The organism is Aestuariivita sp. (assembly GCF_021404545.1).
GTDB lineage: Bacteria > Pseudomonadota > Alphaproteobacteria > Rhodobacterales > Rhodobacteraceae > Aestuariivita.
This window is the reverse complement of sequence record NZ_JAAWWD010000042.1, coordinates 36,819-49,204: the sequence shown is the minus strand read 5'-3', so window position 1 is coordinate 49,204 and position 12,386 is coordinate 36,819. Positions and strand designations below refer to the sequence as shown.

The 12,386-nt window shown below is 61.7% G+C and carries 9 protein-coding genes; 3 read left to right on the top strand and 6 right to left on the bottom strand.

What is annotated here, in order from left to right:
• Positions 1–13 precede the first annotated feature (13 nt).
• On the top strand, positions 14–349 hold the full coding sequence (locus tag HEP69_RS14740; RefSeq protein ID WP_290559309.1) for a multidrug efflux SMR transporter: 336 nt from the start codon (positions 14–16) through the stop codon (positions 347–349).
• 130 nt (positions 350–479) lie between these two features.
• The gene (gene typA, locus HEP69_RS14735) at positions 480–2,297 is read left to right on the top strand and encodes a translational GTPase TypA (RefSeq protein WP_290559308.1); all 1,818 of its coding nucleotides are present in this window, start codon (positions 480–482) and stop codon (positions 2,295–2,297) included.
• A gap of 60 nt (positions 2,298–2,357) precedes the next feature.
• Here the strand turns inward: typA and HEP69_RS14730 are convergent, their stop codons facing one another.
• From HEP69_RS14730 to recA, 3 genes are all read right to left on the bottom strand, one after another.
• Complete coding sequence (locus HEP69_RS14730; protein WP_290559307.1) at positions 2,358–2,645, bottom strand: DUF1330 domain-containing protein; 288 nt, start codon at positions 2,643–2,645, stop codon at positions 2,358–2,360.
• A 3-nt stretch (positions 2,646–2,648) separates the two neighbouring features.
• A complete protein-coding gene (gene alaS / locus HEP69_RS14725; protein ID WP_290559306.1) occupies positions 2,649–5,306 on the bottom strand; it encodes an alanine--tRNA ligase in 2,658 nt (885 codons plus the stop codon).
• 186 nt (positions 5,307–5,492) lie between these two features.
• Complete coding sequence (recA, locus tag HEP69_RS14720; RefSeq protein WP_290559305.1) at positions 5,493–6,563, bottom strand: recombinase RecA; 1,071 nt, start codon at positions 6,561–6,563, stop codon at positions 5,493–5,495.
• Between the two features lie 196 nt (positions 6,564–6,759).
• Here recA and HEP69_RS14715 point away from each other — a divergent pair, with 196 nt between their 5' ends.
• A complete protein-coding gene (locus tag HEP69_RS14715) occupies positions 6,760–7,353 on the top strand; it encodes a gamma-glutamyl kinase (RefSeq protein WP_290559304.1) in 594 nt (197 codons plus the stop codon).
• 5 nt (positions 7,354–7,358) lie between these two features.
• Here HEP69_RS14715 and HEP69_RS14710 read toward each other — a convergent pair whose 3' ends face one another.
• From HEP69_RS14710 to guaB, 3 genes are all read right to left on the bottom strand, one after another.
• A complete protein-coding gene (locus HEP69_RS14710) occupies positions 7,359–9,671 on the bottom strand; it encodes an ATP-binding protein (RefSeq protein ID WP_290559303.1) in 2,313 nt (770 codons plus the stop codon).
• A gap of 102 nt (positions 9,672–9,773) precedes the next feature.
• Entirely contained in the window at positions 9,774–10,934 is a 1,161-nt protein-coding gene (locus tag HEP69_RS14705; RefSeq protein WP_290559301.1) for an RsmB/NOP family class I SAM-dependent RNA methyltransferase, read from the bottom strand.
• The gene (gene guaB, locus HEP69_RS14700; RefSeq protein ID WP_290559300.1) at positions 10,934–12,382 is read right to left on the bottom strand and encodes an IMP dehydrogenase; all 1,449 of its coding nucleotides are present in this window, start codon (positions 12,380–12,382) and stop codon (positions 10,934–10,936) included. The genes HEP69_RS14705 and guaB overlap by 1 nt, the downstream gene beginning before the upstream one ends.
• Between the last annotated feature and the right edge of the window lie 4 nt (positions 12,383–12,386).

Sequence of the window (12,386 nt, the reverse complement as noted above, 5' to 3'; positions counted from 1 at the left end):
CCCGGAGCGATGTATGCCCCTGCATTACGTCTACCTGATCGTCGCGGTGTTCTTTGAAACCGTCGGTACCACGGCCTTGCAGGCCAGCCAGCAATTTACCCGCCTGGGTCCAACCCTCGTCGTCATCATCGCCTATGGAGCCGCGTTTTTCTTCCTGGGACTTACCCTGAAATACATGCCGGTTGGCATCGTCTATGCGATGTGGTCAGGGCTGGGGATCGTCCTCATCGCGCTGATCGGGTTTGCCGTTTTCGGCCAGCGCTTGGATTTCGCGGCACTCCTCGGGATGGCCATGATCATCGGAGGGATCGTTGTGATCCATCTCTTCTCCAAATCGGCGCATCAATAGCGGATTCTCGGGCGATGGTTTGGCCCGCCGGGTCGCTGATCACCGCACGGGTCCAGTGGGTGGCTTTTTGCTGGCATCTCCGGACTGGCCGCGTTATGCGCGCGGCAACTCCCGTACAAAGGCTGACCTTATGGACCTGCGCAATATCGCAATCATCGCTCACGTTGACCACGGCAAGACCACTCTGGTGGATGAGCTTTTGAAACAATCGGGCGCGTTCCGCGACAATCAGGCCGTGGCCGAACGCGCCATGGACAGCAACGATCTGGAGCGCGAGCGCGGCATCACGATTCTGGCCAAGGCGACCAGCCTCGAATGGAAAGGCACCCGGATCAACATCGTCGACACGCCCGGCCACGCCGATTTCGGGGGTGAGGTCGAACGCATCCTGTCGATGGTGGACGGTGTGGTCCTGCTGGTCGATGCCGCCGAAGGGCCGATGCCGCAGACGAAATTCGTGACCTCCAAGGCGCTGGCCCTGGGGCTGCGCCCGATCGTTGTGCTCAACAAGGTCGACAAGCCGGACGCCGATGCGGACCGTGCGCTGAACGAGTGCTTTGATCTCTTTGCCAACCTGGATGCGACCGAGGATCAGCTCGATTTCCCGCATCTTTATGCCTCGGGCCGGTCAGGCTGGGCCGATGCCGAGTTGGACGGGCCGCGCAAAGACCTGTCCGCGCTCTTTCAACTGGTGATCAATCACGTCCCTGCCCCGCGTCAGATCAAACGCCAGGATGAGGATTTCCGCATGCTGGCCACCACACTGGGGGCCGATCCGTTTGTGGGCCGGATTCTGACGGGCCGTGTCGAATCGGGTCGCGTCAAGGTCGGTCAGACCGTGCAGGCCCTGTCACGTATTGGCCAAAAGATCGAACAGTTCCGCGTCACGCGTGTTCAGGCGTTCCGGGGTCTGGGTCAGCAGGATATCGACCTGGGCGAGGCAGGCGACATCGTCTCGCTTGCCGGGATGTCCAAGGCCACGGTGGCCGATACGATCTGCGCGTTGGCCGTCGACACGCCGCTGGACGCGCAACCCATTGATCCGCCGACAATCACCGTCACCTTTGGCATTAACGATTCCCCCCTGGCCGGGCGCGACGGCAAGAAGGTGCAAAGCCGGGTCATCCGCGAACGGTTGATGAAAGAGGCGGAATCCAACGTCGCCATCAAGATCGCCGACACACCGGGCGGAGAGGCTTTTGAGGTCTCGGGCCGCGGCGAGCTTCAGATGGGCGTTCTGATCGAGAACATGCGCCGCGAGGGGTTTGAGCTGTCGATCTCCCGCCCGCAGGTGATCATGAAGGACGAAGACGGCCAGATGATGGAGCCCGTGGAAGAGGCGACCATCGACGTCGATGATGAGTATTCCGGCGCAGTGATCGAGAAACTGACCGGAACCCGCAAGGGCGAACTGGTGGAGATGAAACCGGCGGGCGCAGGCAAGACCCGCATCATCGCCCATGTTCCGTCACGCGGGCTGATCGGATATCACGGCGAGTTTCTGACCGATACCCGAGGGACAGGCGTTCTGAACCGTGTCTTTCATGGCTGGACGCCACACAAAGGCTCGATCCCGGGACGCCGCGCCGGTGTTCTGATCTCCATGGAGAATGGCGATGCGGTCGCCTATGCGCTGTGGAACCTTGAGGATCGCGGTAAAATGTTTATCGGTGCACAGGCCAAGATCTATACCGGGATGATCATCGGCGAACACAGCCGCGAGAACGACCTGGAAGTGAACCCTCTGAAGGGCAAGAAGCTGACCAACGTGCGCGCGTCGGGCACCGATGAAGCGGTCCGGCTGACAACGCCTGTCACACTCTCGCTGGAAGAGGCGATTGCCTATATCAACGACGATGAACTGGTGGAAGTTACGCCGAACGCGATCCGGCTGCGCAAACGCTATCTGGACCCGCATGAGCGTAAACGGATGGCCAGGACATCTTAGCCGGGGTCGGGGCACTGCCCCGGACCGCGTTTACCTATCCGTCGGGGTGAAAAATCGCGCTTATTCGTCGGTCTCGACGATCATAAGCTCCCGCTCCGACGCGTCACGGGCATGGTTGAGGGCACGCTGATAAACATCTGAATTGTAACATTTCTCAGCCGCTTCGACAGAGGGAAACCGCGCCACGACATTGCGGGGTCGCGCCTGCCCCTCAAGCTGGACGAACCGCCCACCACGCGCGATAAACACACCGCCATGCTCGGCGATGGCCTGGGTCGCCAATGCGGCATATTTGGCATAGGCCGTCTCATCCGTCACCGTGACATGCGCGATCCAGAGTGCACCCATCTTTCAGCCCTCCAACAGTTTTTCTGCGGCCGCGATCGCAGCCTGTGCATTCGCGACATCCCTGCCGCCGCCTTGCGCCATATCGGCCCGACCGCCGCCGCCCTTGCCGCCCAGTTCGGCAACCGCCGCACGCACCAGATCAACAGCCGAAAGGCGGTCTGTCAAATCGTCTGTCACTCCGGCTGCGACCGCCGCCTTGCCCCCGGCATCGGCAATCAGCAGAACCGCACCGGTTTCCAGCCGCGTCTTATGTTCGTCAATCAAGGCGGGGAGATCCTTGCCGGTGACCCCTGAAAGCACCTGAGCTATGATCTTTATCCCATTGATTTTCTTTGGACTGAGTCGATTTTCCCCACCACCGGCCATTGCCAGTTCACGGCGCAACTGCACAACTTCATTCTCCAGCGCGCGATTGCGCGACAGAAGTTCGAGCTGTTTCGCTTTGGCATCCTCCGGACCCTGCGCCTTAAGCTGCATCTTCATCCAATTGAAGGCATCCGCCTGATCTTCCAGCCAATCTAGCGCCTCTTGCCCGGTCAAGGCCTCTATGCGGCGCACACCTGCCGAAGAGGCCGTGTCCTGAACAATGGCGAACGCACCGATATCACCCGTGCGCCGGACATGTGTGCCGCCGCAAAGCTCCAACGAATAGGTATCCCCGTCGCTGCCTTTGCCAGAGCCCGGCTGACGACCCATCGAAACGACGCGCACCTCGTCCCCGTATTTCTCACCGAAAAGCGCCTGCGCCCCCAGCGAGCGCGCATCGTCGGGTGTCATGATCCGTGTCTCGACCGGCGCGTTCTGGCGGATATAGGCGTTCACCTCGATCTGAACCCGCTGGATCTCCTTCGGGCTCAATCCTTTGGTGTGGCTGAAATCAAACCGCAGCCGATCCTCGGCGTTCAGCGAACCGCGTTGCGCCACATGATCGCCCAGGGCCTCCCGCAGGGCTTCGTGCAGCAGATGCGTCGCGGAATGGTTCGCGCGGATCGCTGTGCGGCGACCGTGATCGACCTCCAGAACGGCCGCCTGCCCGGTCTGAATGGTTCCGTCCACGACGGTCCCGATATGGACAAAGACATCCGCAGCCTTTCGGGTATCGGTGATCTCAACACGTGCCGCATCGGTTCGGATGAGGCCGCTGTCACCGACCTGCCCGCCGGATTCCGCGTAAAACGGTGTCTGGTTCAGAGCGATCTGCACAGCATCTCCCGCAGTCGCGGTATCGACTTGCACCCCGTCACGCAGAATAGCCACCACTTGCCCTTCGGCGGTTTCGGTATCGTATCCCAGAAAATCCGTTGTCCCGTTCTGATCCGCGATATCGAACCAGATCGCCGCATCCGCCGCCTCGCCCGACCCCGCCCAGGCCGCGCGTGCCTTGGCCTTTTGTTCCGCCATCGCGGCGTCGAACCCATCGGTGTCCACCGTCCGGCCTTTTTCGCGCAGCGCATCCTGCGTGAGATCCAGCGGGAAGCCGAACGTGTCATAGAGTTTGAACGCGGCCTCGCCCGGAAGCTCGGCCTCATCGCCGAGCCCGGCCAGTTCGTCATCCAGCAGTTTCAGCCCGCGATCCAATGTCTGCTTGAACCGCGTCTCCTCCAGCTTCAGTGTCTCTTCGATCAGCGCCTTGGCGCGGCCCAGCTCGGGATAGGCAGCGCCCATCTTGTTGACCAACGCAGGGACAAGCCGATGCATGAGCGGGTCTTTGGCGCCCAGAAGATGGGCGTGCCGCATCGCCCGCCGCATGATCCGGCGCAGAACGTAACCGCGCCCGTCATTCGACGGCATCACCCCGTCTGCGATCAGAAACGAGGTTGAGCGCAAATGATCCGCAATCACCCGGTGATGGGTCTTGCCCGGTCCGTCGGGATCGGTGGAGGTCGCATCCGCGCTGGCCTCGATCAGGTTGCGGATCAGATCCGTGGCATAGTTGTCATTGGTGCCCTGCAAAAGCGCCGCCACCCGTTCGATGCCCATGCCCGTGTCGATGGACTGCGCGGCCAGATCTCGGCGCGATCCGTCCTCAAACTGCTCAAACTGCATGAAAACCAGGTTCCAGATCTCGACAAACCGGTCGCCATCCTCGTCCGGGCTGCCCGGAGGCCCCCCCCAATACTGCTCCCCGTGGTCAAAGAAAATCTCGGTGCAGGGGCCGCACGGCCCGGTCGGACCCATCATCCAGAAGTTGTCATTTGTGGCAATGCGGATGATGCGGTCTTCGGGAACACCGGTCTTTTTCCAGATCTCGACCGCCTCGTCATCGGTATGATAGACGGTCACCAGCAGCTTGTCCTTGGGGATATCAAGCTCGCGCGTGATCAACTCCCAGGCAAACGGGATCGCCTCGGATTTGAAGTAATCGCCAAAGCTGAAATTACCGAGCATCTCAAAAAACGTGTGGTGCCGCGCGGTATAGCCCACATTGTCGAGATCGTTGTGCTTGCCGCCCGCGCGTACACATTTCTGTGCTGTCGCCGCGCGGGTGTAGTCGCGATGCTCGACCCCGGTAAAGAGGTTCTTGAACTGCACCATGCCCGAGTTGGTGAACATCAATGTGGGATCGTTGCGCGGCACCAAAGGAGAGCTGTCGACGACCGCATGCCCCTGCTTGGCAAAGTAATTCAGAAAGGTGGACCGGATGTCGTTGACTGAGGGCATGGGGATGGGTGACCTTGCAGGGCTATTCGGGTTCGGCCTGAAATAGCGCTCTGTCAGGGGGGTGTCTACAGCATTGGCGGCTCAAACGGAAACAGAGCGGCCCGTCAGCCGCCCTGTCCCGGGATATTCTCGATCCTGCGTCCAGGATCGGGGCGTTTGTACAGTCGCCGTCTGCGTCTGGTGCGCTCAGGCTTCTAGGATGTCCTCGCCGCCGCCATCACCCGGTGCCATATCGAATTCCAGGCCATGCGCGGCGCGGATCTTATCCTCGATCTCCAGGGCTGTGGCGATGTTTTCTTTCAGAAAGGTCTTGGCATTCTCGCGCCCTTGACCGATCCGTTCATCGCCATAACTGAACCACGAGCCCGATTTTTCGACAACGCCGGCTTTGACGCCCAGATCCAGAATCTCCCCCGTCTTGGAGATCCCCTCGCCATACATGATGTCGAATTCAACCTGCTTGAACGGCGGCGCCACCTTGTTCTTGACGACCTTCACGCGGGTCTGGTTGCCCACGATCTCGTCGCGGTCCTTGACCGCGCCGATGCGGCGGATGTCCAGACGGACCGAGGAATAGAATTTCAGCGCATTGCCACCCGTGGTCGTCTCGGGCGAGCCGAACATAACGCCGATCTTCATGCGGATCTGGTTGATGAAGATTACCATGCAATTCGAGCGGCTGATCGAGCCGGTGAGCTTGCGCATGGCCTGGCTCATCAGTCGGGCCTGAACGCCAACGCTGCTGTCGCCCATATCCCCTTCGAGTTCAGATTTGGGGGTCAGGGCAGCCACGGAATCGACCACAACCATATTCACGGCACCTGAACGGACCAGCGTGTCGGTGATCTCCAGCGCCTGTTCCCCGGTGTCGGGTTGCGAAATCAACAGCTCATCGACATCCACACCCAGCTTGCGCGCATATTGCGGGTCCAGCGCATGCTCGGCATCCACAAAGGCACAGACCCCGCCGTTTTTCTGCTGCTCGGCCACGCAATGGAGCGTCAGCGTGGTCTTGCCCGAGCTTTCGGGGCCGTAAATCTCCACGATGCGCCCCATCGGCAGCCCGCCGATCCCCAGCGCGATATCGAGGCTCAGCGATCCGGTCGAACTGGCCGCGATCTCCTGCACCGCGCCCTCGTCGCCCAGTTTCATGATCGAGCCCTTGCCGAACTGCCGTTCGATCTGAGCCAGCGCGCTATCGAGCGCCTTTTGCTTGTCTGCTTTTTTCTTGTCGGTCATTGTCAAAAGATCTGCCATTGGCCTGTTGTCCCGTCCTTTAGTGTCACACCGGGCGCGGCCCGGCAATCGCTGCTTTGTTCACCTCTTGTTCCTTATGCGATCAAAAAGAGAACATATCAACACAATTTTCCACAAATCCACTGTTTCGCAGGGAGGTTAAGGAGTAGTTTACACGCGTCGGGTTCGACGGGTTTCAAGGAGTATTCTGCCACATATGCTTGTTTTTATGACCGAAAAACTGGTTTTCCTGTCTGTGCCCAAAACCGGAACGACAGCGTATGAGACCGCGCTGGCGCCGCGGGCAGACATTGTCGTGTCGAACCCGCCCGAACTGAAACACGCGCCGCTTTATCGGTACAACCGGTTCTTTCGACCGATGTTCGACAAGGTGTGCAACACCCAGATGGAGACGTTGGCAGTGATGCGCGAGCCGATCGACTGGCTCGGCAGTTGGTATCGGTACCGGCGGCGGCCGTTCATGGCAGGCAAACCCAATGCGACCCACGCGATCAGTTTCGATGAGTTCGTGCGGGCCTATTGCAAGGGCGATCCGCCCGGATTTGCCAATGTCGGCAGCCAGGCCAAGTTTCTGGAGGCCCGCCCCAATGGCACGGCGATCACCCATCTGTTTCGCTATGATGACCAGCCGCGGCTGATCGCGTTTCTGGAGGACCGGTTGCAGACCAGCCTGTCGCTTGGGCGCGAGAACGTCTCACCGGCGATGTCCCTGGATCTATCGCCCGAGGTGGAGGATATGCTCCGCCGCAAACATGCCGATGAATTTGCCCTTTATGACACCATCAAGTAGCGTATTCAGTGGATCGTCCCATTCAGCTGTTCGTGAACTGTGTCCGTCAACTGATTGAGAGAAAACGGTTTTTGCAGAAATACCGAGTTCGGAATGCCCGGTCTGGTATCGCCGAACGCGCCTTCCGCATACCCTGAGACAAAAACGACGCGCACCTCCGGGCGTGTCTTGAGCGCCTGCCGGACCCAGCTTGGGCCGTCCATGCCCGGCATCACCACATCGGTCACAAAGACATCGACGTTCAGCGCGCCATCCTCCAGCGTATTGAGGGCGTCTTCGGCCGATTCCGCCTCGATCACCGTATAGCCGCGCAAGCGCAGCGCACGGGAGGCAAACGCCCGCACCGGCGCCTCATCCTCCACCAGCAGCACCACCCCCTCACCGTGTTTCGGCGTCGACTTGATGGAGAGATCCTTGCGGAAAAGCTGATCCGTGGCCTGTTTTTTGCGGACGGGGAAAATCAGCGAAAACGCCGTCCCGCTGCCGACCGCACTGTCCACAAAAATGTAACCCCCGGTCTGCTTGACGATCCCATAGGCGGTCGACAGGCCCAGACCGGTCCCTTCGCCGGTCCGCTTGGTCGTGTAAAACGGCTCAAAGATCTTTTGCAGCTTATCGGGAGGAATGCCGACCCCTTCGTCGATCACCTTGACCAGCACGTAATCCCCCGACGGGATCGATGCGCGGTCCCGCTCAATCGGAGTGGTAAGCGTCATAGCCTCTGTCACGATCCGGATCTCGCCGCCGTCGGGCATCGCATCGCGGGCATTCACAACCAGGTTCATCAAGACCTGTTCCAACTGCCGCTTGTCTGCGCGGATCGCCCCCAGAACCGGGTCATGGCTGAGCGTGAGTGTCACCTTCTCGCCCACGAGACGGTTCAGCAGATGTCCCAGATCCGACAGCGTGTCACGCACGTCCAGCACCTCGGGCCGCAGGGTCTGCTTGCGCGAAAAGGCCAGGAGCTGACCGACCAGAGAAGCCGCCCGATTGGCGTTCTGGTTGATCTGCATAAGATCGGCATATTCCTCATCGCCCTGATCGTGGCGCAGAAGCAAAAGGTCGCAATGACCGGAAATCGCGGTCAGAAGGTTGTTGAAATCATGCGCGACCCCGCCCGCCAATTGACCAATCGCCTGCATCTTCTGGCTTTGTACGAACTGCGCTTCGAGCGTCTTGAGCTCTGTTGCGTCATTCAGCACGGCGATCAGACAATCCTCTTCCTCCAGGCGGGTCGAGCTGAGCGTGACCTGGACAAACATCTCCTGATCCCGGCGGGTAAGGCGCAGAAACTCAGATTTCGGCGCGCGCCGACGCGCGGTCGTTTCTTCCAGCCAATCGGCGATCGGACGGCCCAGCCCCTCCATCACGTCGCCCAGCATGGCCCCTTGGGCAGGCAGATCCCCAAGCAATGCCTCGGCGGCTGGATTTGCGCTGAGAATCTTGCCGGTCACATCGAGATGCAGCAACGCCACCGGCAGCCCCCCGATGCCCGACAGACCTACCTTCCCAGCCGGCGCTTCGGCCAACAGGACGATTTCCCGGCGCCCGGCCTTCAATCCGCGTTCGATCAATTGAAACGGGCGCGGACCATCCGTTGTGGTGACCTGTACGGTCTTGCCGCTTGGGATGGGCCAGTTCGCAACCACGCGGTCAATGGATGTCGCCCGCTCTCCGATCAGGATGCGGGCGGCTGCGTTCATCGACAAGATCGCGCCTGACTGACTGACGGTCATCACCGGCACCGGCAATCCCTCTGCCCCGCGCTGGACGGGATCGCCATCGGCGATATCCTCGATCCGCCACAAGAAACGGTTGTCCCGCAAATACTGCACCGACAGGCGCACCGGACCGGAGCGCGTCACGATATCCTCACGCGCGGACCCCTTGTCGCGCGCCAGCATTTGCAACCGGTAGAGCACACCGGACGGATCGGCAAAGATCCCGCGCAAGGTCGCGGCCACCGTATCGCCGAATGTGGGCGCGAACCGTCGCCGCGCAGCCGGGTTCCCCGACAGCAGCGCGCCATCCGCATCGGCGACAAAGCTTGCCGCTGCATCGTTTTCAATGAACTCTGCCAGCATCTTGCTGGCCCGGCGCGAGATCACCGCGCGGGTCCCGTCAATCCCGGCCAGCACCAGCACCGCGAAAGAAAGACTGGCCCCCAGTGCCAAGGCCCAGATGACGATCTGTCCGCTGCTCCATACTATTGCGTACAGGATCAGCGACGCCGCCAACACCGCAATCACGACAAGACGACCTGCCCTTGGGATCGCCGCACGCCTCAGCGTCCTTGCGTTGGTACTGGCCAGCGTCACATGCAGCTCCTCTGCCCTTGGGTCAGCACCCTGTTGTCGCGCACCAAGCGTTAAGCGCTCCTTAACGCCCGTCAATTTCGTGCTTAAAGTGTATTGCCGGGATTATCTTCGCGTCAATAGGGTCAAAAAGAATCCATCGCCACCGCCCGTAAGGGGCCATCGTCGCGACAGCGTGCCCTGCCAGTCCGGGCACCGGGCCAGAAAGGCGTCGATCCGGTCTTCGTTCTCTGCGCGCAGGACTGAGCAGGTGGCATAGGCAAGCGTTCCCTGCCCGGCGACCAGCGCGCAGGCCCGATCCAGGATGCTGTCTTGTGTCTGCATCAGGGTTTGCAGACGGTCGGGGGTCAGCGCCCATTTCCCATCCGGGGCACGGCGCCATGATCCGCTGCCCGAACAGGGCACATCGCACAGAACCAGATCGTAGGGCGTGGATCCCTCCATCGTGCCGCTGTCTGTCAGCGTGACACGCAGACCGGCCCGTTCGGCGCGCGCGGGCAGGTCCCGCATGCGGCGCGGATCGCTGTCATGGGCGGTCAACGCGATATCGGCCCGCGCGCCCATGGCGAGTGTCTTGCCCCCGCCGCCCGCGCAAAAATCCAGAACCTGCCGGCCATCGGCGAGCGGCAGGGCCGCAACGACCGCTTGGCTTGCAACATCCTGCATCTCAAAGCAACCGTCTTGAAAAGCGGTTGTGTTGCGCAGGCGGCGGGCGCCCTGGGTGATCTCCAGCGCCGTCGCGGCCGTTGTGTGCGGTCTGGCCTCGATGCCGTCTTCGGCCAAGCGCCGGATCAGACCCTCACGATCGGCGCGCTTGGTGTTGACGCGCACGAAGACCGGCGCACGCTGGCGGAGATAGGCCGCCCCTGCGGCGACCTCAGCGCCCAGGCTGTCCTGAAACGCGGGCCACAGCCAGTCGGGGATGTCCCCGGCCTCTGCGCCCGGCTTGGGGCAATGGCCTTCCTCGCCCGCGGCGATCCGGTCCGGACCATAGGTCGATCCATCAAAGAGCGCGCCCAGCTCGGCCCCCTGCGATCGCAGGGCGCCCAGCATCAGACCCCGGCCCGTCATCGCACCGCCCAGGGCAGCAAAAGAGCGGCGACACCGCACGGCATCGAACACGTGATCGCGCACAGCGGCGCGATCCTTTGAACCGGCAAAGCGGGCACGCCGCGCCCAGCCGGTCAACGCCTGTTCGGCAGGCGTTCCGGCCAGGATCTCATCCAGCAGCAGGATCGCCGCCTGCACCCGCGCGGCGGGGGTCATTAGAGCGCCCGGTAATTGGGGCTTTCGCGGGTGATCTGCACGTCGTGGACATGGCTTTCCTTAAGCCCCGCGCCGGTGATCTTGACGAATTGGCAGTTCTTGCGCATTTCGTCGACCGTGGCGCAGCCGGTATAGCCCATCGCGGCCCTGAGCCCGCCCACAAGTTGATGGATCACGGCACTTGCACTGCCTTTATAGGGCACCTGGCCCTCGATCCCCTCGGGCACCAGCTTGTCGCTGGCGGCATCTTTCTGGAAATAACGGTCCGCCGATCCGCGCGCCATGGCCCCCAGAGAGCCCATGCCGCGATACGACTTAAAGCTGCGCCCCTGATACAGGATCACCTCACCGGGGGATTCGTCCGTTCCGGCGATCATCGAGCCGACCATGGCGCAGGACGCGCCTGCCGCAATCGCCTTGGCGAAATCGCCGGAAAACTTGATGCCCCCATCGGCGATCACCGGCACGTCGCCCGCCGCCGTCGCACAATCCATGATCGCGGTCAGCTGCGGCACACCGACACCGGCGACCATCCGCGTGGTACAGATCGACCCCGGACCGATCCCGACCTTAACCGCATCGGCACCCGCACCTATCAGCGCGCGCACAGCCTCTCCGGTGGCGACATTGCCTGCGACCACCTGAACTTCATTGGAAAGCGTCTTGGCCCGCTCGACAGCCCGCGCCACCCCTTCGGAATGGCCATGCGCGGTGTCGATCACGATCATGTCGACACCCGCATCGACCAGGGCCTCGGCCCGCTCAAAGCCCGCATCCCCCACGGTCGAGGCGGCCGCCACGCGCAAACGCCCCAACTGGTCCTTGCAGGCGGTCGGGTTCAGAACCGCCTGTTCGGTGTCCTTGAGGGTCAAAAGACCGGTGAGTTGACCCTCGGCATTGGTGACCAGCAGTTTTTCGATCCGGCGGGCCTTCATCAGGCTGATCGCCTCCTCGCGGTCGGCCGGTTCATGCAGGATGGCGAGATCGTTCGAGGTCATCATGACCCGAACCGGCGTGTCATCCTCGGAGGCAAAGCGCATGTCGCGATTGGTAACGATCCCCACCACGCGCCCGGTTTCGTCGACCACCGGAAAGCCGGTGACGTTATAGCGCTCCTGGAGGGCCTTGGCATCCGCCAGGGTCTGATCCGGGGTAAGGGTGATGGGATTATAGACGATGCCGCTTTCAAAGCGCTTGACCCGGCGGATCTCGCGGGCCTGCTCTTCGATACTGAGGTTGCGGTGCACAACACCCATGCCGCCGGCCTGTGCCATCGCTATGGCCATGCGCCCCTCGGTCACCGTGTCCATTGCCGAGGACAAAAGCGGTATGTTCAGGGCGATCTGCCGGGTCACGAATGTTCGGGTATCGGCTGTGGATGGCAGAACCGAAGAGGCCTGCGGAACCAAGAGCACATCATCAAAGGTGAGGGCCTCGCGAATCTCCATCTCA